A 20,890-nucleotide genomic window follows, 5' to 3' on the forward strand; every position below is an offset into this window, starting at 1 on the left:
GACTCTACCCATTGGCGGGGCAGCGCGGCTGTGGACAGGCCGGTCACGCCCCTCAGTCCGGCGCTCAGGACAGGCCGTCGGAACCGACCAGGCGACGGGCCGTGGCTTCATCGAGGATGAGGTCGGTGGCCAGTCCGGCGGCGAGCGCGCCGCGCAGGCCGTTAATCTTGGACGCCCCGGACACCACGCAGATCCGCCGCCTCACCTGCCGGAGCTGCGCCAGCGCCGGGCCGGTCGACCGCTCGTTGAGCGTGATGCCGTCGGAGGACCCGTCTCCGCGGAAAAACACCGTGGCCACATCTCCCACCACGTCGGAACTTGCCAGGATTCTGAGGTCGCTTTCGTCGAGGTAGCCGCCGGCATACACATGGCTGGGGTAGTCGGCGTCGACGGATCCCACGCCGAAGATCGCGATGCTCATGCGTGACTGCAGCTCCAGGATCCGCTGGACGCTTCGCTCATTCCACATTGCCGTTTTGGTGGCGGCGTGGTCGAAGAACGCGGGAACGGGGAATTGCTCAACGCGGGCACCATAGGCGCTGCCGAAGCGCCGCATGATGTCGCTGGCGTAGGTGATGCCCGTGGTTTGCATGTTTCCCGCGCCGTTGAGCTGGACTATGACGCTATCGTGCGTGATCTTCCTGGTCAGATGCCGGCTGACGGCGCTTAGCGTGGATCCCCAGGCCACCCCGATGATGGCATTTGAATCCACCAGCGGGCCGATGGTCCTGGCCGCCTGCATGGCAACCCGGTCAAGCGTCTCCGCCTCGTTAAGGGTGTCCACCACGGGGACAACATGAACGTCCACCCGGTACTCCGAACGGATCATGCTTTCCAGTTCCGGCCCGGTATCCAGTGGATTGCGGATCTGGATCTGGACCAGGCCGGTCTCGCGGGCAGCCGACAACAGGCGCGAGACCGTGGATCTGGAGGTCCTAAGCTCCCTGGCTATGGCGTCCATCGTGAGGTCCTGAAGGTAATACAGTTGTGCAGCCCTGAGGGCTTCTGAGTGGCGTGAGCGCGGCATCCCGCCTCCGTTCTGCACGTTTGTGCATAGTGCTTGACTCCATTTTCCATTAGTCCAAACAATAGTGATGAACGGCACCGCGCCGCGAGGCGCTGGCACAGGACCAAACCCGAAGGAGCAGATTTGGGACCCACGGATTCATCAGGCCATACGGCGTCCACCACCCCCCGCGCATCAGTGCAGGAACTGCGGATCAGGCCACGCGCCCAGGTCCTCATCATCGGTGGTGGAATCAACGGAGTCGGCACTTTCCGGGACCTTGCGCTGCAGGGCATCGATGTGGCCCTCGTGGAGCGCGGTGACTACTGCCAGGGAGCCAGTGGTGCCTCGTCCCACATGATCCACGGGGGGATCCGCTACCTCGAAAACGGCGAGTTCCGGCTGGTCCGGGAATCCGTGGTTGAACGGAACCGGCTCCTTCGGATCGCCCCGCACTATGTCAAGCCGCTCCAAACCACCATCCCCATTTTCAGTACCTTCTCCGGTGTCCTGAATGCCCCCCTTCGCTTCCTCACCCACAAGCAGCAGGGCAAGCCCCGGGAACGGGGCGCCTTCCTCATCAAGCTCGGGCTGAGCATGTACGACTTCTTCTCCAGGGACGGCGGGTCCGTCCCCAGGCACCAGTTCCGCGGCCGGAGCCGGGCGCTGGCTGAGCTGCCCAAACTGCACCCCGGCATCAAATACGCGGCCACCTACTTCGATGCCTCGGTGCACAACCCGGAGCGGCTCACCCTTGACGTGCTGCGGGACGGTGAGAAAGCCGGTTCCCTCGGTCCGGCCGACGCGCGGGCCAGCAACTACCTCTCAGTCGTCTCCATGGGAACGTCATCGGGCGCGGAAAGGGCGGGCGCGGGAAAGACCAGCACGGTCCAGCTTCGTGATGAGTTGACCGGCGAGGTCTTCGACTTCACAGCTGACGTTATTGTGAACACCACCGGCGCCTGGGTTGACATGACCAACCAGGCCATGGGCGCCGCCTCCAGCTTTATGGGAGGCACCAAGGGCTCGCACATCGTGCTGGACCACCCCGAACTTCTCGAGGCCTGCAACGGCCGCGAGATTTTCTTTGAGCACACCGACGGCCGGATCGTCTTGATCTACCCGATGGGCGACCGCGTCCTGGTCGGCACCACGGATGTCGACGCCGACATGGCGGAGGACGCCATCTGCACCGACGCCGAGATCGACTATTTCTTCGACCTCATCGGCCACGTCTTCCCCAGCATCGACGTGGCCCGGGAGCAGATCGTGTACACCTTCTCCGGAGTGCGGCCGCTCCCGAAGCATGACGCCACCCAGCCGGGATTCGTTAGCCGGGATTACCGCATTGAACGAGCCCCCTTATCCGGCGGCAGCGGCGCCGTCGTTCTCAGCCTCGTGGGTGGCAAGTGGACCACTTTCCGGGCGTTGGCCGAACACCTGAGCAATGAGGTGCTTGACGTGCTCGGCCGGGAACGCAAGGTCTCGACGGCGAAACTCGCCATCGGCGGCGGCGCTGGTTTCCCGGAGTCCGACGCCGGAATCCAGCAGTGGATCAAGGCGCATATGACGGACGGCCGGGATGCGGACCGGATATCGGGCCTGCTGACCCGTTACGGAACCCGCGCCTCCGATGTGCTGGAGCACCTCGACGGCGGCCCCGACCGGCTCCTGCACTCCACCAGGGAGCTGAGCGTCCGTGAGCTGGAATTCATGGCCGGACAGGAACAGATTGGGCGGCTGATCGATGTTCTGATCCGGCGGACATCACTGGCCTTCCGCGGGCTGGTGACCGGCGAACTCCTCAACGAGGTGGCCGATGTCCTGGCCGGGGCCCTCGGCTGGAGCGCTGAAGAAAAGGCAGCCGAAATCCATCACGCCCAGGAGGTGCTTGAACGCTTCCACGGTGTCCAGGTCCACAGCCTGGTCGCCTGACGAATTTGCCCGCCCGGGCAGCGGTGCCCGGTCGGCCAAGGGCTGCGCGGTTCCGCAGAGGAGCAGCCGGCGCGGCAGCTGGCCGGGGTTGCCACAACAATCCCGGCTCAACGGCACCTCAAAACTCGCGAGGGGCCACAACAGAAAATAGAGGAGTCAAAGATGTCTCTTGGAATTGTTTTCCTATCCGAAGTATTCGGAACCGCAATGCTGACCCTGCTGGGTTGCGGCGTTGTGGCAAACGTCGCGCTCAAAGGCACCAAGGGCAACAACGGCGGATTCCTTATGGTCACCTGGGGATGGGGTATTGCGGTGTTCTCCGGCGTCTACGTTGCAGCCAGGTCAGGCGCGCACCTGAACCCGGCAGTCACCCTTGGCCTGCTGGTGAACGGCAAGGCGGAATATGCTCCCGGCGTCAAGGTCGATCTTGCGTCAACGTTCACGTACTTCGGCGGCGAGCTTCTGGGGGCCTTCCTGGGGGCAGTGGTCATGTGGCTGGCCCACAAGCAGCACTTTGACGCCGAGCCCCTGCCCGCCAGCAAACTTGCCGTGTTCTCCACCGGCCCCGCCATCCGCTCCGCGCCGTGGAACCTGATTACCGAGATCATCGGCACCTTCGTGCTGGTCTTCGTTATCCTGACGTTCGGCGGCACACCCTCCGGCCTCGGCCCGCTCGCCGTCGCGCTGCTGGTTGTCGGCATCGGTGTATCTCTTGGCGGCCCCACGGGCTACGCCATCAACCCGGCGCGTGACCTCGGCCCCCGCATCGCGCACGCGCTGCTCCCCATCAAGGGCAAGGGCTCCAGCGACTGGAGCTACTCCTGGATTCCCGTCGTGGGCCCCCTGCTCGGCGGAACCATCGCCGGCGCCGTGGCCGCTGTTGTTCCCATCATCGCCAAGGCCGCTTCCTGATCTCCTCATCGGCCCCACCAGTTCACACCACCCGCAGTAAAGACCCGCAGTAAAGACCAGCAGTAAAGACCAGCAGACAAGGACGTCGTTATGAACCAGTACGTAATCGCCATCGACCAGGGCACCACCAGCACCCGCGCCATCGTCTTCGACCACAGCGGGAACATCGTTTCCTCGGGACAGATGGAGCACGAACAGATCTTCCCGCAGGCGGGCTGGGTGGAACACAATCCCGCTGAGATCTGGAACAACACACGCGAGGTCATCGCCTCCGCGTTGTCGAAGGCGAACCTGACGCGACACGACATCGCCGCCGTCGGCATCACCAACCAGCGCGAAACAGCCGTGGTCTGGGACAAGACCACCGGCGAGGCTGTCTACAACGCAATCGTCTGGCAGGACACCCGTACCCAGGGCATCGTGGACGAACTGGCCAAGGACGGCGGCCCGGAACGCTTCAAGCAGAAGGTGGGCCTGCCGCTGGCAACCTACTTCTCCGGCACCAAGATCAAGTGGATCCTCGATAACGTCGAAGGCGCGCGTGCCAAAGCCGAAGCCGGAAACCTCGTTTTCGGCAACACGGACTGCTGGGTTTTGTGGAACCTTACCGGCGGCGTGGACGGCGGCGTGCACGTCACCGACGTCACCAACGCCTCCCGGACCATGTTCATGGACCTGGACACGCTCAAATGGGACCAGGAGATCCTGGATGCCTTCGGGGTACCCGCGTCCATGATGCCCGCCATCAAGTCCTCCTCCGAGGTTTACGGCACGGTCCACACCTCCCAGTTGCTCCGCGAGGTCCCGGTGGCCGGTATCCTCGGGGACCAGCAGGCGGCCACCTTCGGGCAGGCGGCCTTCGACGCGGGCGAGGCCAAGAACACCTACGGCACGGGCTGTTTCCTCATCTTCAACACCGGTGAGGAAATCGTCCACTCCAAGAACGGCCTGCTCACCACTGTGGGATACAAGCTGGGCGACGCCCCCACGCACTACGCGCTGGAAGGCTCCATCGCCGTCACGGGTTCGCTGATCCAGTGGCTGCGTGACAACCTCGGCATGATCAGCAGCGCCCCGGAAGTGGAAACCCTGGCCGCGTCGGTGGAGGACAACGGCGGGGTTTACATCGTGCCTGCGTTCTCGGGCTTGTTCGCACCCTACTGGCGCTCGGACGCGCGCGGCGCCATCGTGGGCCTCACCCGGTTCGTGAACAGGAACCACATCGCCCGCGCGGCGCTGGAGGCCACGGCCTTCCAGACCCGCGAGGTGCTCGACGCCGTCAACGCCGATTCAGGGGTCCCCCTGACAGAGTTGAAAGTCGACGGCGGTATGGTCGCCAACGATGCCCTGATGCAGTTCCAGGCCGACATCCTTGGTGTTCCGGTAATCCGGCCAAAGGTGGTTGAGACGACCTCCCTGGGCGCCGCCTACGCGGCCGGCCTCGCGGTCGGATTCTGGAAGGACTTGGGCGAGTGCTCGGCCAACTGGGCGGAGGACAAGCGCTGGGAACCGAAGATGGATCAGGCCGAGCGCGAGCGCCAGATGCGCTTGTGGAAGAAGGCCGTCACGAAGTCCATGGACTGGGTCGACGAGGACGTGAAGTAGTCTGACCTGTCGTTGATGGCAGCCGCACCTGCCCCGCCCGCTTCGCGGTGCCCACCACACCCGGGCGAGGTGCGGCTGCCATCAACTCATCCGTCAGCTATCCAGCCGCTCGTGGCGACTTACGTTCAGCGGGTGGTGCGGGTGCGCTAAAGTAGTTGTATGCGTGCGATCCTTCTGCTTAGCTAGCCGCCCGGTATCCCGGAAACACATCGGATTACCGCGCGGCCGCCCCTCCATGTCGAGGGGCTTTTGTGTGTCTGGAGCCTTTCGGGGCGGGCAGCAGGGGATTAGGGGGCCGGGGCGGAACAGGAAGCCCTGGCCGTACGAAAAGCGGTACAGAACAGAAGAGGGCAGCAGTGAGCGTTCAGCCGGAGACAGAGACCGGAACAGCAGCAGTCGCAACGGACGGCCCCGAGGAGGGCGCCTACAGCTTCGCGGCGATGGAGGCAAAATGGCCGCAGGTGTGGGAGGACCTGAAGGTCTTCACCCCCGTCGACGACGGCTCCCGGGAGCGTCGCTACGTGCTCGACATGTTCCCGTACCCCTCCGGCGACCTTCACATGGGCCACGCGGAGGCATTCGCCATGGGTGATGTCGTGGCCCGTTACCTCCGCCAGCAGGGCTACGACGTGCTGCACCCGATCGGTTGGGACTCCTTCGGCCTGCCGGCGGAGAACGCGGCCATCAAGCGGAACGCGCACCCCAGCGAGTGGACCTACGCCAACATCGAAACCCAGGCGGCGTCGTTCAAACGCTATGCCATCTCCGCAGACTGGTCGCGGCGCATCCACACCTCCGACCCGGAGTACTACCGCTGGACGCAGTGGTTGTTCAAGCGGTTCTACGAGCGCGGGCTGGCATACCGCAAGGATTCGCCGGTGAACTGGTGCCCCAAGGACCAGACCGTGCTGGCCAATGAACAGGTGGTCAACGGCGCCTGCGAGCGTTGCGGCACGCCCGTAACGAAGAAGTCGCTGAACCAGTGGTACTTCAAAATCACTGACTACGCCGACCGGCTGCTCGATGACATGGACGAACTGCGCGGCCATTGGCCCGAGCGCGTCCTGGCCATGCAAAAGAACTGGATCGGCCGCTCCGAGGGCGCCCACGTGAACTTCGTGATTGAGGCCGACGGCGGCAAACCCGCCAAGGACGTCACGGTCTTCACCACGCGCCCGGATACGCTCTACGGTGCCACCTTCTTCGTCGTCGCCGCGGATGCCCCCCTGGCAGTGGAGCTCGTCACCGACGAGCACGCCGCAGCCTTGGACGCCTACCGCGAGCAGGTCAAGGCACTGTCCGAAATTGAGCGCCAGTCCACCGAGCGCGAGAAGACCGGCGTGTTCACCGGCCGCTACGCCATTAACCCCCTCAACGGCGAAAAGCTGCCAGTCTGGGCTGCTGACTACGTCCTTGCCGACTACGGCACCGGGGCCATCATGGCTGTCCCCGCGCACGATCAGCGCGACCTCGACTTTGCCAAGGCTTTCGGCCTCCCCGTGCGGGCGGTCCTGGACACCGGCGAAGAGGACCCAGCGGTCAGCGGCACGGCCACCACAGGCGAGGGCAAGCTGATCAACTCCGGCGCGCTGGACGGGCTGCCCAAGGCTGAGGCCATTCCGGCGGCCATCGAAATCCTGCGGCAACAGGGCACGGGCGAGAAGTTCGTCAACTTCCGCCTGCGTGACTGGTTGCTCAGCCGCCAGCGGTTCTGGGGCACGCCCATCCCGATCATCCACTGCCCCGCCTGCGGCGAAGTGCCGGTTCCGGACGAGCAGCTTCCCGTGACCCTGCCGGCAGACCTGCGCGGCGAGGATCTCTCGCCAAAGGGAACGTCCCCGCTGGCGGCAGCGGAGGGCTGGGTCAATGTCGAGTGCCCCAACTGCCACGGACCGGCCAAACGGGACACCGACACCATGGACACCTTCGTGGACTCGTCATGGTATTTTCTGCGTTTCGTCTCCCCGCAGTACACCGAAGGCCCGTTCGATCCGGAAAAGATCAACGACTGGATGCCCGTGGGCCAGTATGTGGGCGGCGTCGAGCACGCCATCCTGCACCTGCTCTACGCACGGTTCTTCACCAAAGTCATCCACGACCTCGGAATGCTTGAGGCCGACGAGCCGTTCAGCGCGCTGCTGAACCAGGGCCAGGTCCTCAACGGCGGCAAGGCCATGAGCAAGTCGCTGGGCAACGGCGTTGACCTGAGCGAACAGTTGGACAAGTACGGTGTGGACGCCGTGCGCCTGACCATGATCTTTGCCTCGCCGCCCGAGGACGACGTCGACTGGGCGGACGTTTCGCCGTCGGGCTCGGCAAAGTTCCTGGCGCGGGCCTGGCGCCTCGCTCAGGACGTCACGAGCGAACCCGGCATCGATTTCTCCGCCGGAGACCGTGCGCTCCGCACCGTCACGCACCGCACCATTGCGGATGCGGCCGCCCTGCTGGACAACAACAAGTTCAACGTGGTGGTCGCCAAGCTGATGGAACTGGTCAACGCCACCCGCAAGGCCATCGATTCCGGTGCCGGCGGCGCCGACCCCGCCGTCCGTGAGGCCGCCGAGGCCGTTGCCGTGATCCTCAGCCTTTTTGCGCCGTACACGGCCGAAGACATGTGGAATGTGCTCGGCCACCCGGCTTCCGTGGCGAACGCCGGCTGGCCCACCCACGACGAGGCGCTCCTGGTGCAGGATACGGTGACCGCCGTGGTCCAGGTCCAGGGGAAAGTCCGTGACCGGCTGGAAGTCTCCCCGGACATCACAGAGGACCAACTCCGCGAACTGGCGCTGGCCTCGGAGAACGTCCAGCGCGCCATGGATGGACGGGGAATCCGCACCGTCATCGTGCGTGCCCCTAAACTGGTCAACATCGTCCCGGCCTAGCCGGACACCGGCCGCCGGCTCCTTGCCGGCGGCCGGCCATGACTGTAAGAGGAGCGCCGTTGCCTGACCGCGAGCCGGCCGCTTGGCCGTGGCTAAGGGACCGCCTCATCCGGCTCCGTCAGTCCACCAGGCCGGAGGCTGTCCCCGCGGAGGTGCCTGCCGCCGTCGTGCGCACCGCAGTGGTGACCGATTCGGCCGCTGCCTTGCCCGCGGACTGGGTGGCCGCGTTTACCGGCGACGGCCGGCTGACAGTGGTGCCCATGCCTGTCATGGTGGGGGATGAGATCTACGGCGAAGGTGAAGACGACATCACCGAGACCATTGCCGTCGCCCTGGCCGCGGGGACGCCGGTGAAGACGTCGCGTCCCTCTCCTGGCCAGTTCGAACAGGCCTACCAGGCGGCCCGCCGGCGGGGCTTCGAAGCCGTTGTCTCCATACATCTGTCCGGCGCCCTGTCGGGCACCGCCGACTCAGCCAGGCTCGCCGCCGGCCGGGTGGACATCCCGGTGGAGGTGGTCGATTCGAAGACCGTGGGGATGGCGCTGGGAATGGGCGTCCAGAGCGCAGTGGTGGCCGCGGCGGACGGCCGCACGGCCGCTGAAGTCAGGGAATTTGCCCAGCAGCGGCTGTCCCGCACGAATGTCTACTTCTACGTTCCCAGCCTGGAGCAACTGCGCCGGGGCGGCAGAATCGGTGCCGCCGCGTCCCTGTGGGGGACCATGTTTGCCATCAAACCGATCCTGGCGGTGGAGGACGGCAGGATCATACCGCTCGAAAAAGTCAGGTCCGGGGCACGCGCGGTCGCACGGCTTGAGGAGATTGTGACGGCCGACGCCGCCGGCCGCCTCCCGGGGCAGGCGCGGCTGGCCGTCCACCACTTCGGGAACCCCGGCGAGGCGGAGCAGTTGGCCGCCCGACTGGCGCTGGCGCTGCCCGGCACCCCTCCCGCGCAAATCAGCTCGCTTCCTGCTGTCCTGGCGGCGCATGCCGGCCTCGGAGTCCTTGCCGTGATTGTGGGCGAAAGCAGCACGCCGGTCACCGCCCCGGCAACCGGGACTGGTTGAAGCCCGAACGCGGGGAGTAAAGTCGCCTCACCAAGCAAGGAGGCTCCCATGGCAATACAGGTCCACCACGTCGCCCAGTTGGACAGGGATGTTGCGGAAGAAGTGACCAAGTGGCTGAAGTACCTGAAGGGGCAGGTCACCGGCGTCCAGTTCCTCACCACCACCATTCCCGATCCCAAGGCCCCGGAGAAGTGGCGCGTGCAGTACGAGGCGTACATCACCTACCAGCAGTAGCCTGCGGCTGTCCTGGCCGCGCTGCGCCGCCAGTGCGGATTGCTGCCAGGTTCCGCCGGTTTCCACATAGGCCGTGTTCGCGCTGTTCCGGGTCCCCGCGGTTCTCCTAGGGTTGGCGTATGTCACGCCGGAACGCGGAAGCGGGAGCCCACGCCGCCGTCACCCGCGCCAGGGGGAGGCTGTCCGCATCCCTGAATGCCCCGGCAGGCGCCCGCGCGGGAGCAAGCGGGGGAGGAGAGGGGGCGGCGAATGCCCTCCCCGGTCTCCGGGCCGTAGGCGGTGGACTGTTGGATGGCAGCACGGTCCTGAACCCGGGGGCTGGCACCCCATCGGGGCAGTTCGTGTACGGCGGCGGCCGGGGTCACCAGGGCGGCTCAGGGAGCGCCGGCGGTGAGAACGACGAGGTTGGCGAATCCGGCGCCGGCGCGGGGACGCCGCGGTTCAGGTGGCGGACCGGAACCCGTGTGGCTGTGTTGCTCGGAGTTGTCAGTGTGCTCCTGGGTGCCTGGTTTTGGTGGCGTGTGGCGGTCAGCGCCCCCACGGTGGTTCCGCTCGGTGATGTCAGCAGTGCAGCCGGCGAGGCTGCCGCGGCCGGCGGCAGTACGGAGGCCCCGCCTGGAGCGTCGCCGGGGGCCGGCGCCTCGGGCGGTGCCACCGCCGGGAAGATCGTGGTTCATGTCGCGGGCGCAGTGGGCCGGGCCGGAGTGGTGGAATTGCCCCCGGGAAGTCGGATCCACGAGGCGATCACGGCCGCGGGCGGCAGCACCGCAGCAGCCGATCTGAACCGGCTCAATCTCGCCGCCGTGCTGGAGGACGGCCAGAAAATCTATGTCCCGCAAGCCGGTGAGGGCACTCCGGAAGGAGCACCGATTGATGACGGCGGTGCTGCCGGCAGCGGGACAGCCAGCGGGGGCGCGGGAAGCGGCGCCGGGGGCACCTCCGGTGCGGCCGGCACCAAGGTCGATCTCAACACTGCCAGCGTGGAGGAACTGGGGACCCTGCCGCGGGTCGGACCTGTCCTGGCCCAGCGAATCGTCGCATGGCGGAAAGAGCATGGGAAGTTCAAGACCATTCAGGAACTCGATGCCGTGGACGGCGTGGGTCCGAAAATGCTGGAAACCCTGCTGCCGCTGGTCAAGGTATGAACCCGGCACGTCCCCCACACGGTGGCAAGGCCAGCCCCTGGCAGCGCTACGTGGACGCGGCGGTCCGTTCGGACATGCCATCCTCTGCGGAGCCGCGGACAGCCCCTGCGGACCGCGGTCCCTTCACGGTAGCCAGGGAAGTGCGCATCCGCCTCGCAAGTGCTCTTGTGCCGGATCCGGCAGGGACTCGAGCGGCGGACAAACCACGCCACCGGACGGATCTCCGGTTGGTGCCTCCGGCGGTGCTGGTCTGGGCAGCTGCGGTTGCGGGCGTCTGGCTGCCGCCGGCGGCGATCGTGGCAGGCTTTGCCTTTCTGGTGGCCGGCGCCGTGGCGCTGGCCGGTGTGCTGCTCCGTCACCGGGCCAGGGAATTCTCCACGCGACCGCGGCCTCGCAGTGCCTTGATGACGTTCCACATAGCGCTCCTGCTGGCCGCCGCGGCCGCAGCGCATTCTGCTGTCGCCGCGACGCAGCGGGCAGAGGGGGCGGTAGCGGATGCAGTGGCGCAGCGTCTGGCCGTGGTGGTCGAGGCTGAGATCACAGGGGCGCCGCGGGCACTCAAAGCTCCGGGCCGCTCTGGGGATGACCGGTGGGTTGTGCCAGCCACGGCCTTGGTGGTCATTTCCAACGGCACGGAGATCCACACGGCAGCGCAACTGATGATCATGGGCGGCGCGGGTTGGGAGGAGATGGTGCCGGGGCAGCGGATCCGCACCGCCGGTAAGTTGAAGCCGCCGCAAGACGGGCAGCCCGAGGCCGGACTACTGTCCGCCACAACGGCGCCGCTCACCAGCGAAGCCCCCGGGGCCTGGCAGGAGGGGCCCGCGGAGCTCCGCGGCCGTTTTGCCCTTGCCGCGGCGTGGCTGGGCGGCGATGCCCGGGGTTTGCTGCCGGGCATGGTCACGGGCGATACCAGCACTTTGGATGAACAGCTTGGCAGTGCCATGAAAACCGTCGGCATGACCCACCTGACAGCGGTGAGCGGGGCGAATTGCAGCCTGATCCTTGGGGCCTTGCTCCTGACGGCGCGGAGCCTTCGCCTGCCCCGCGCCCCGGCCGCCGCCTTCGCCCTCGGCGGCCTGGCCTTGTTTGTCCTTATGGTCGGCCCGGACGCCAGCGTGCTCCGGGCAGCATTGATGGGAGGCGTCGGGGTGGCCTCGCTGTCCGGCGGCCGGGCCGGCCGGGGACTCAGCTTTCTCTGCCTTGCGGTCATCGGGCTTCTGCTGGCCGACCCCTCGCTGGGAACCAGCTTCGGGTTCCTCCTCTCCGTTCTGGCCACGCTGGGGATCATCGTCCTCGGGCGGAGTATTGTGGCGTGGTTGCCGCAGGTCATCCCGCGGTGGCTCGCTGCCGGCATTGCCGTCCCGTTGTCTGCCCAGCTGCTCTGCGGGCCGGTGATCGTCCTGCTCCAGCCGCAATTCTCGCTGTATGCGCTGGTGGCCAACGTCGCGGCGGCTCCTCTTGTGGCGCCCGTGACCATCCTGGGCACGGCGGCGGTTCCGCTGGTGCCGGTTCTGCCCTGGGCCGCGGTACCTCCCATCGCCGTCGGCGGCACGTGCGCGGGAGGAGTGGCCGCCATCGCCAGGTTCTTCGCCGGCCTCCCCGGATCGGCCCTTCCCTGGCCGGACGGCCCGCTGGGCGCTGCCACCATGCTGATGTTATCCGCCACCACCCTGGCGTCGGTCTGGGTGGCCGCCCATCCGCGGTGCACCGCCCGGTTGGTCCGGCGGTGCCACGGTGGCATCACCGTCTGGCTGGACCGTCTCCTCCCGGGCCTTCCCCGCCGAACCCGCGGCTTGGAGCACCGCCTCGGCCGTGACAACCTTAGAGGGAGAAATCCGATTTCCGGGAGGAACCAAGAGTGGCCGCTGCACAGACCCCACGATCGAAGTCCACGGCGTCGAACACCGCCACGTGGCGGGACGTGACGCCGGCCGCCGTTGTGCTGATCGGCGGTCCCGAGGAGTACCTGGGCATCCGCGCCATGGACCGCATCCGGTCCCAGGTGCGGGCCGCTGAGCCGGATGTGGAAATCACCAGGGTCAACGCTGGAAGTTATGAGCCGGGATCACTCACCATGCTCGTGAGCCCTTCGCTTTTCGGCGAATCCAAGCTGATCGAGGTCGAAGCGGCTGAGGCAATGAATGACGCCTTCCTCGCTGACGCCCTCGCCTATCTGGCGCACCCTGAGCCCGACGCAGTACTGGCGGTGCGTCACGGCGGCGGCGTGCGGGGCAAGAAGCTGCTTGATGCCATCAAAACAGGCGGGTGGCCCGTAGTGGATTGCCAGCCCCTGAAAAGGGACGCGGACAAGTCCGCTTTTGTCGTCGCTGAATTTAAAGCGGCCTCCCGCCGCATCGAGCCGGATGCGGTTCATGCCCTGGTCAATGCGGTGGGTGCCCACCTTTCGGAGCTGGCGGCCGCCTGCAGCCAGCTCATCGCGGACGCCGCCACCGCCGTCGATACCGAAATGGTTGACCGGTACTACGGCGGCCGCATCGAGGCCACCGCCTTCAAAGTTGCCGACGCGGCCATGGCAGGGAACGGCCCGGCGGCACTGTCCACCCTGAGGCATGCCCTGGCCACAGGGGCCGATCCTGTGCCGCTCGTGGCGGCGTTGGCGGCGAAGCTGCGCACGGTGGCCAAAGTGGCCGGAGCCCAGGGATCCTCGGCGCAGATTGCGCGTCAGCTCGGCATGCAGCCCTGGCTCGTGGAGCAGGCGCAGCGTGACGTGCGGCGCTGGACGCCGGAGGGACTGGTGCGCTCCATCCAGGTGACGGCCGAGGCAGACGCACAGGTGAAGGGTCTGTCGAGGGACCCGGTCTACGCTGTGGAACACGCCGTGAGGGTCATCGCAATGTCCGTGCGTCGGAACTAATTGGTTAGTTACGGGGCAAGCGCCCGTTAACTGGATGTGGCCGGCACCCGAGGGTGCCGGCCACAATCATCAGTTCAGTTGAACTGGAAAACCTTAGAGTGCGTTGACCTTCTTGGAGATCGCCGACTTGCGGTTTGCAGCGTTGTTCTTGTGAAGAACGCCCTTGCTGACAGCCTTATCCAGCTTTCGGCCTGCAGCAACCAGCGCAGCAGCAGCGGCTTCCTTGTCGGTGGACTCAACGGCGGTGTTGACGGCGCGGATGGCCGTCTTCAACTCAGACTTGACTGCGTTGTTACGCAGGCGGGCCTTCTCGTTGGTCAGGATGCGCTTCTTCTGGGACTTGATATTAGCCACGTGTGAACTCTCTTTTTAATGCGGAAGATGGTCTAGAGGGCTTTCAGATTGGCCATTGACTGAGCGGCGTGGGGATACCTATGGCGGCCAACCATCAGTGGCCGTCGACCTGCACGGACACACAGCTGTCAATAATAGCAGACGTGGTGCAAAGCTGTGCGTTGACGGCAATCCGGCGCGGCTGAGGACCAATCCTGCCCATTGGCAGGGCGTGGCACGCCTTGCCACGGCGTGTGAAGTACCCGACGTGGGGTCAGGCGGTTTGGCCTTGCCGCGCCCGAAGTGCCGCGGCCACAAGATCAAAGCGCTTGCGGTCAAGGACTGAGCCTTCCCTGCGGATGTCCGCAGGGCTGATCTGCAGCACCCGGTCCAGCTTCGCCTCGCTGGGGCGGCGCTGGCGGTCCCAGCTACCTTGGCCGAGGTCCACGTAATCCCCATCCCTCCGGTCCTGATCGTGGTCCTTGCTGGTGAGCATGAGGCCCAGCAGGTGTGTGCCGCGGTTGCCGATCAGGAGCACTGGCCTGTCCTTGCCCAGGGAGTAGTCCTCCTCGTAGGGCACCCACGTCCAGACCACCTCGCCGGGCTCGGGCTTGCCGTTGGGAGACGGGGCGTACCGAACCTTCACAGCGCCTTGGAAGTCGCCGGGATACTTGCCCGAGAGTCCGGCCGCGACCCGGCGCCCGGGAGCGGGGCGGACTGGCCGCCCCGGTGACCGGAGTCCTTCAAGGTAGCGCCATGTGGCGCGGACGGCATTGCCAAGGGAGCGGAGGTTCAGGGTCATGAGGCAACGATACTGCCCCTGTAACGACCGGGCAGGACCTCCCGGAGCTGGAGCTTGGCTGAGAATGCACCGGCCGGGGGCCGGACGTGGGACACTAGAAGCTCACATGCGGTGTGTTCCGCGACGGCCCCGGCCATCCCGAACACCGCCGCGGAAATGCCAACAGTAAGGACCCTGCGTGTCTCCCATGGCCCGCACCGCCCCGGTGCCCGCCGCAACAGATCCGGCCATCATCCGGAACTTCTGCATCATTGCGCATATTGACCACGGCAAATCAACACTGGCCGACCGCATGCTGCAGTTCACCGGCGTCGTTCAATCCCGCGACATGAAGGCCCAGTATCTGGACCGTATGGATATCGAACGTGAGCGCGGAATCACCATCAAGTCGCAGGCAGTCCGTATGCCCTGGGAGCTCGATGGTGTCAGCTACGCGCTGAATATGATCGACACGCCTGGCCACGTCGACTTCACGTATGAGGTCTCCCGCTCGCTGGCAGCCTGCGAAGGCGCGGTCCTTCTGGTAGACGCGGCCCAGGGCATCGAGGCGCAGACCCTGGCCAACCTCTACCTGGCGATGGAGAACAACCTCACCATCATCCCGGTCCTAAACAAGATCGACCTCCCGGCGGCCCAGCCGGAGAAGTATGCCGCCGAGCTGGCGAGCCTGATCGGCGGCGAGCCGGAGGACGTGCTGAGGGTCTCCGGCAAGACCGGCGCCGGCGTGGAGCTCTTGCTCGACAAGATCGTCCGTGATCTCCCCGCGCCCGTCGGCGACCCGGACGCGCCTGCCCGCGCCATGATTTTCGACTCCGTCTATGACACCTACCGCGGCGTGGTCACCTACGTGCGCGTGGTCGACGGCATGCTGCACCCCCGCGAACGCATCCAGATGATGTCCACCCGCGCCACCCACGAACTCCTTGAAATCGGTGTCAGCTCCCCGGAACCGACCCCCTCCAAGGGCCTCGGCGTCGGCGAAGTGGGCTACCTCATCACCGGCGTGAAGGACGTTCGCTTGTCCAAGGTGGGAGATACCGTCACCAACCTGGCCAAGCCTGCCTCCGAATCCCTCCCGGGCTATGCGGATGCCAAACCCATGGTCTTCTCCGGGCTGTACCCGCTGGACGGCACGGACTACCCGGTCCTTCGTGATGCGCTGGAGAAGCTCATGCTCAACGATGCCGCGCTCGTGTACCAGCCGGAAACCTCGGCCGCGCTTGGCTTCGGCTTCCGCGTGGGCTTCCTGGGGCTGCTGCACCTGGAAATTACCCGTGAACGCCTTGAACGCGAGTACAAGCTGGACCTGATCTCCACCGCACCCAACGTGGAATACGAGGTCACCCTCGAGGACAAGAGGGTTGTCCATGTGACCAACCCCAGTGAATACCCCACCGGGAAGATCGCCGAGGTCCGGGAGCCGATGGTTTCCGCCACCATCCTGGCGCCGAACGAGTTTGTCGGGGCCATCATGGAACTGTGCCAGAGCCGCCGCGGCGTGATGGGCGGCATGGACTACCTCTCCGAGGACCGCGTCGAAATCCGGTACCGGCTGCCGCTGGCCGAAATCGTCTTCGATTTCTTCGACATCCTCAAGTCCAAGACCCGCGGCTACGGCTCGCTGGACTGGAAGGCCGACGGCGACCAGGTTGCCGACCTGGTCAAGGTTGACATCATGCTCCAGGGCGAACAGGTGGACGCCTTCAGCGCCATCACCCACCGGGACAAGGCGTACGCCTACGGCGTGATGATGACGGGCAAGCTGCGCGAGCTCATACCCCGCCAGCAGTTCGAGGTGCCCATCCAGGCCGCGATCGGATCCCGGATCATAGCCCGTGAAAGCATCCGGGCCATCCGCAAGGACGTCCTGGCCAAATGCTACGGCGGTGACATCACCCGAAAGCGCAAGCTGCTGGAAAAGCAGAAGGAAGGCAAGAAGCGCATGAAGATGGTGGGCCGCGTGGAGGTCCCGCAGGAAGCGTTCATCGCAGCGCTCACCACGGACGAATCCAAGGACAAGGCCAAGAAGTAGCAGTGAAAGTAACAACCGCGGCAACGACTGTGGCGGAAATCCCTGGAGGAGGCCGCACCAGTGCCTAGCGTTCTTCCCTTGGGCGACCCCGCGCCGTCGGACGGGCACTTGCCTGCGCAGGCCGCCGACGGCGCGGCGGACCGCGGATTTGGACTGTACGTGCACATCCCGTTCTGTGCAGTGCGCTGCGGATACTGCGATTTCAACACTTACACGGCCACCGAGTTGGGCGGCGGGGCGTCCCAGGACGCGTACGCGTCCACGGCCATCGCCGAGGTGGAGTTTGCCGGCGCCGCCCTGACGGCGTCGGGCCTGCCGGAACGTCGGCTGCAGACCGTCTTTTTTGGCGGGGGCACACCCACCCTGCTTCCGGCGGCTGACCTGGCGCGCATCCTCGCGGCGGCCGTCGAGGAATGGGGCCTTGCCCCCGGGGCGGAGGTGACCACCGAAGCCAACCCGGACTCAGTCACGCCCCAGTCCCTCCAACTGCTGGCCGACGCCGGGTTCACCCGGGTCTCCTTCGGCATGCAGTCGGCGGTACCGCATGTGCTGAAAGTCCTGGACCGCACCCACACGCCCAGCCGGGTGCCGCAAGTTGTTGAGTGGGCCAGGGCCGCTGGCCTGTCGGTGAGCCTGGACCTCATTTACGGGACGCCGGGGGAGTCGCTCGAGGACTGGCGCTATTCGCTCGAAACCGCCTTGTCCTACCAGCCCGACCACATCAGCGCGTACGCCCTGATCGTGGAGGCGGGCACCAAACTGGCGGCTCAGATCCGGCGGGGAGAAGTCCCCGGGATCGACGACGATGACCACGCGGCCAAATACGAACTCGCCGATGAGCTCATCACCGCGTCAGGCCTCGCCTGGTACGAGGTCAGCAACTGGTCCCGCACCCCGGGCCAGGCCTGCCGTCACAACCTTGCCTACTGGCGGGGGGACGACTGGTGGGGCGTTGGCCCCGGCGCGCATTCCCACGTGGGCGGGGTGCGCTGGTGGAACGTCAAGCACCCCACCGCTTACGCCGGGCGGCTGGCGTCAGGCGCCTCGCCGGCCGCGGGCAGGGAGACCCTGGACGCCGAGACCCGCAATGTTGAACGGGTCATGCTTGAGGCCAGGCTCAGCTCCGGCCTGGCTGTCGAATCGCTGGGGACATCCGGGAGGCATGCCGTCGCGGGACTGATAGCGGACGGCCTGGTGGACCCCGCCGCGGCCTTCAAGGGCAACCTCGTCCTCACCCTTAAGGGCCGGCTCCTCGCGGACGCAGTGGTCCGCAGGATTCTGCCGGACTGACAGGGCTACTTGACCAGGTCTCTACGTGATCCGCCCTACTTGATCCAGCGCAGGTTGTACTCGTAGCGGTGCGGCTGGCCGCGGTTTACGTGGATCCCGGCGGCTACCGAGAAGCAGGTAACCGCGATCCAGATCAGCGTGGCCAGCACGGCAAAGATGTTCCCCACCACCGGCAGCATCACCAGGAGATTGCAGAGAACCGCCGCGATGGTGGGCGGTAGCGTGAAGTTCAATGCTTCCTTGGACTCCTGGGCCGTGAACGGTCCCCGGTCCTTGAAAATCAGGTAGATAAGCAATGAGGGCACACACCCGAGGATGCCGCCGAAGTGCGCCAGGGTGGCCCACTGCCGGTCTTCGCTGGCTGTCAGCGGCAGCGCGTTTGCCGGCACACCATGATACTGGGGCTGGCCATGCCCGGCCTGGTTGTCCCTGTGTTCACGTGCGTCTTCTGCCACGGTTTCGTCCTTCGGATTGCAGTGGTGCGTTGGTTCCCGGAAAAGGCGGGGGCTGAGCTAGGAGCAGCAACCGCCGTATCAAGAATACTGGGTGGGACCCGCATTCGAAGAGTGCGGCACCCTGCCGCGCGGGAAACACACAGGTCAGCGCCGGGTTACAGCACAGGGGCTGGCTATGGCGCGGTGAGGAAGTCGATGACCTCTTCCACCCGGCCCAGCAGCGAGGGCTCCAGGTCCGCGTAGCTCCGGACTGCACCGAGGAGCTTCTGCCATCCGAGCCCGATATCCTCCTTCGTGGAGTGGGGCCAGCCGAACGCCGTCAGGATCCCGGTTTTCCAGTCAACGCCGCGTGGGATCACCGGCCACTGCTCGATGCCAAGGACTGCTGGCCTGATCGCCTGCCAGACGTCCACATAGGGATGGCCCACAATCAGCACGTTTCCGGCCGCCCCGGAGGATCGCATGACCCCTTCGGCGATCCTCGATTCCTTGGAATCGGGCACCAAATGGTCCACCAGCACTCCCAGCCGGCGCCCCGGTCCGGGACCAAAGTCCGCTACGGCACCTGCAAGGTCATCGATTCCGTGCAGGGGCTCGACGACGATGCCCTCCGCCCGCAGGTCGTCGCCCCAGACCTTTTCCACCAGTTCGGCGTCGTGCTTTCCTTCCACCCAGATCCGGCTGGCTTTCGCCACCTGGGCGCGTTGCCCGTCCACCCGGACGGATCCTGACGCCGTCCTGGCCGGGGCGGCCGCGCTTGCCTGCGCCCGGGGTGCGGGAGGCATCAGCCGGATGGGCAGTCCCTCCAGCAGGAAACCATGGCCAAGGCGGAAACTGCGTGATTTGCCCCGCCGGTCCTCGAGAGCCACCACATGCATGCCGCCGGATTTCTCCACTCTTGTCACAGCGCCAACCCAGCCGGACTGCACCTCTTCCAGCACCATGCCGCGTTCAACCGGCACTTCGGGAAGCTCGGACTTCCGGGGAGCCGAGATGTCCTGCGGGCCCCAGTTCTGGTACGACATCCGTTACACACTGCCTTGCTCTAGGAGGTTTGAATATTGGGAGGCAGTGGCTTCGCGAATGTGCACGTCCATTCCCAGCCCGGAGTTTCGCCCGGAGCGGTACCAATGCTAACAACGCGGCGACTCATATTAGACTGGTTAGCACTTAGACATGACGAGTGCTAACGGTTGCCTGGGTGCAGTCCCAGCCCGTCGCCCGGGAAAAGCCGATCGGAGGTGGAGAATGAGCGAGCCACGCAAGCTTGAAGTATTGCGCGCCATCGTGGAGGACTACGTGCATTCCCGCGAACCCGTGGGCTCCAAGGCGCTGGTGGAACGGCACCATCTGGGTGTTTCCAGTGCCACTATCCGTAACGACATGGCGGCGCTGGAAGATGAGGGACTCATCACCGCGCCGCACACAAGTGCCGGCCGCATTCCCACGGACAAGGGCTACCGCCTGTTCGTCGACCAGATTTCCGCCGTCAAGCCACTCTCGCAGGCCGAGCGGCGCGCCATCCAGACGTTGCTGGAAGGCTCAGAGGACCTGGACGATGTCCTGGAGCGCACGGTGCGGCTGCTGTCCCAGCTGACCAACCAGGTGGCCGTGGTGCAGTACCCGCACCTTAGCCGCGCCATGGTGCGGCACATCGAATTTGTGCTGCTTGCGCCGCGCAAGGTCCTTGTGGTGCTGATTGCCGATACCGGAAAAGTTGATCAGCGGGTCATCGACACCGGCCAGGAACTCAGTGACGATGCGGTCGCGGCACTTCGCACGCGCTTCCTCAAGAGCCTGGCCGGCACGCCGCTGAGCCTCCTCCCGCAGGCGCTGCCCGCCGTCGTCGCCGGCTGCGAACCCTCACGCCGCCATGCCGCGCAGGCTCTGGCACGGGGACTGGACGCGCTGGCGAGCAGCACCCGCGAGGAGCGGATGGTGATGGCAGGGACCGCCAACCTGGCACGGTCCAATGTTGACTTTCCGCTGAGCATCGGTCCGGTCCTTGAAGCGCTCGAGGAGCAGGTGGTGATGCTCCGGCTGCTGAGCGAAATGGCTCAGGATCCCCGGGGCGTGACCGTCAGCATTGGCCGCGAGAACCCTTATGACGGTCTTGCGGAAGCCTCGGTGGTGGCCACGGGATACGGTCCCGGTTCCACTGCCAAGGTGGGGGTGCTCGGCCCCACCCGGATGGACTATCCCACCACTATGGCCGCGGTCCGGGCCGTGGCACGCTACCTTTCCAGGATCCTCGGGCCCTGACGGGTCCGGCACCAGCCAACCAGGCCTTCCCGTGTCCCGGTTTCCCGGACACGGC

17 protein-coding genes are annotated in these 20,890 nt (G+C 66.0%); 12 read left to right on the forward strand and 5 right to left on the reverse strand.

Annotated elements, in window-relative coordinates; all coding sequences use genetic code 11:
* Positions 1 to 64: 64 nt before the first annotated feature.
* Positions 65 to 1,027, reverse strand: coding sequence for a sugar-binding transcriptional regulator (locus ACP4XC_RS10865; RefSeq protein WP_427169414.1), 963 nt, complete (start codon positions 1,025 to 1,027; stop codon positions 65 to 67).
* Between the two features lie 123 nt (positions 1,028 to 1,150).
* Here ACP4XC_RS10865 and ACP4XC_RS10870 point away from each other — a divergent pair, with 123 nt between their 5' ends.
* The 9 genes from ACP4XC_RS10870 to holA all read left to right on the forward strand — a co-directional run bounded on the left by ACP4XC_RS10870 (position 1,151) and on the right by holA (position 13,661).
* On the forward strand, positions 1,151 to 2,941 hold the full coding sequence (locus tag ACP4XC_RS10870; protein ID WP_427169416.1) for a glycerol-3-phosphate dehydrogenase/oxidase: 1,791 nt from the start codon (positions 1,151 to 1,153) through the stop codon (positions 2,939 to 2,941).
* A 162-nt stretch (positions 2,942 to 3,103) separates the two neighbouring features.
* Complete coding sequence (locus ACP4XC_RS10875; protein WP_427169418.1) at positions 3,104 to 3,853, forward strand: MIP/aquaporin family protein; 750 nt, start codon at positions 3,104 to 3,106, stop codon at positions 3,851 to 3,853.
* A gap of 90 nt (positions 3,854 to 3,943) precedes the next feature.
* Complete coding sequence (gene glpK, locus ACP4XC_RS10880) at positions 3,944 to 5,458, forward strand: glycerol kinase GlpK (RefSeq protein ID WP_427169420.1); 1,515 nt, start codon at positions 3,944 to 3,946, stop codon at positions 5,456 to 5,458.
* Positions 5,459 to 5,814: 356 nt separating this feature from the next.
* The gene (gene leuS, locus ACP4XC_RS10885; RefSeq protein ID WP_427169423.1) at positions 5,815 to 8,340 is read left to right on the forward strand and encodes a leucine--tRNA ligase; all 2,526 of its coding nucleotides are present in this window, start codon (positions 5,815 to 5,817) and stop codon (positions 8,338 to 8,340) included.
* Positions 8,341 to 8,399: 59 nt separating this feature from the next.
* Positions 8,400 to 9,404, forward strand: coding sequence for a DegV family protein (locus tag ACP4XC_RS10890; RefSeq protein WP_427169425.1), 1,005 nt, complete (start codon positions 8,400 to 8,402; stop codon positions 9,402 to 9,404).
* Positions 9,405 to 9,452: 48 nt separating this feature from the next.
* Positions 9,453 to 9,638, forward strand: a complete 186-nt coding sequence (locus tag ACP4XC_RS10895; protein ID WP_427169427.1) for a hypothetical protein — start codon at positions 9,453 to 9,455, stop codon at positions 9,636 to 9,638.
* Between the two features lie 119 nt (positions 9,639 to 9,757).
* Positions 9,758 to 10,783, forward strand: coding sequence for a ComEA family DNA-binding protein (locus tag ACP4XC_RS10900; protein WP_427169429.1), 1,026 nt, complete (start codon positions 9,758 to 9,760; stop codon positions 10,781 to 10,783).
* On the forward strand, positions 10,780 to 12,711 hold the full coding sequence (locus tag ACP4XC_RS10905; RefSeq protein WP_427169432.1) for a ComEC/Rec2 family competence protein: 1,932 nt from the start codon (positions 10,780 to 10,782) through the stop codon (positions 12,709 to 12,711). The genes ACP4XC_RS10900 and ACP4XC_RS10905 overlap by 4 nt, the downstream gene beginning before the upstream one ends.
* On the forward strand, positions 12,645 to 13,661 hold the full coding sequence (gene holA, locus ACP4XC_RS10910) for a DNA polymerase III subunit delta (protein WP_427169435.1): 1,017 nt from the start codon (positions 12,645 to 12,647) through the stop codon (positions 13,659 to 13,661). The genes ACP4XC_RS10905 and holA overlap by 67 nt, the downstream gene beginning before the upstream one ends.
* Positions 13,662 to 13,754: 93 nt before the next feature.
* On the opposite strand, the gene rpsT is transcribed toward holA, so the two are convergent.
* Positions 13,755 to 14,015: a 30S ribosomal protein S20 gene (rpsT, locus tag ACP4XC_RS10915; protein WP_426995864.1), complete on the reverse strand. Its 261-nt coding sequence runs from the start codon at positions 14,013 to 14,015 to the stop codon at positions 13,755 to 13,757.
* Between the two features lie 253 nt (positions 14,016 to 14,268).
* Complete coding sequence (locus ACP4XC_RS10920) at positions 14,269 to 14,796, reverse strand: type II toxin-antitoxin system PemK/MazF family toxin (RefSeq protein ID WP_427169438.1); 528 nt, start codon at positions 14,794 to 14,796, stop codon at positions 14,269 to 14,271.
* Positions 14,797 to 14,974: 178 nt separating this feature from the next.
* On the opposite strand from ACP4XC_RS10920, the gene lepA reads away from it, so the two are divergent.
* Together lepA and hemW are read left to right on the forward strand one after the other, a co-directional pair.
* Positions 14,975 to 16,828, forward strand: a complete 1,854-nt coding sequence (gene lepA / locus ACP4XC_RS10925) for a translation elongation factor 4 (protein ID WP_427169440.1) — start codon at positions 14,975 to 14,977, stop codon at positions 16,826 to 16,828.
* Positions 16,829 to 16,888: 60 nt separating this feature from the next.
* Positions 16,889 to 18,118 (forward strand): radical SAM family heme chaperone HemW, encoded by a 1,230-nt coding sequence (hemW, locus tag ACP4XC_RS10930; protein WP_427169442.1) that lies wholly within the window; start codon positions 16,889 to 16,891, stop codon positions 18,116 to 18,118.
* A 35-nt stretch (positions 18,119 to 18,153) separates the two neighbouring features.
* On the opposite strand, the gene ACP4XC_RS10935 is transcribed toward hemW, so the two are convergent.
* A complete protein-coding gene (locus ACP4XC_RS10935; RefSeq protein ID WP_427169444.1) occupies positions 18,154 to 18,573 on the reverse strand; it encodes a DUF4870 domain-containing protein in 420 nt (139 codons plus the stop codon).
* Positions 18,574 to 18,746: 173 nt separating this feature from the next.
* Positions 18,747 to 19,598 (reverse strand): DUF3097 domain-containing protein, encoded by an 852-nt coding sequence (locus ACP4XC_RS10940; RefSeq protein WP_427169446.1) that lies wholly within the window; start codon positions 19,596 to 19,598, stop codon positions 18,747 to 18,749.
* Positions 19,599 to 19,821: 223 nt separating this feature from the next.
* On the opposite strand from ACP4XC_RS10940, the gene hrcA reads away from it, so the two are divergent.
* Positions 19,822 to 20,835, forward strand: coding sequence for a heat-inducible transcriptional repressor HrcA (hrcA, locus tag ACP4XC_RS10945; protein WP_427169448.1), 1,014 nt, complete (start codon positions 19,822 to 19,824; stop codon positions 20,833 to 20,835).
* Positions 20,836 to 20,890: the final 55 nt, after the last annotated feature.

The sequence above is a fragment of the Arthrobacter sp. 92 genome, assembly GCF_050260325.1.
Lineage (GTDB): Bacteria > Actinomycetota > Actinomycetes > Actinomycetales > Micrococcaceae > Arthrobacter.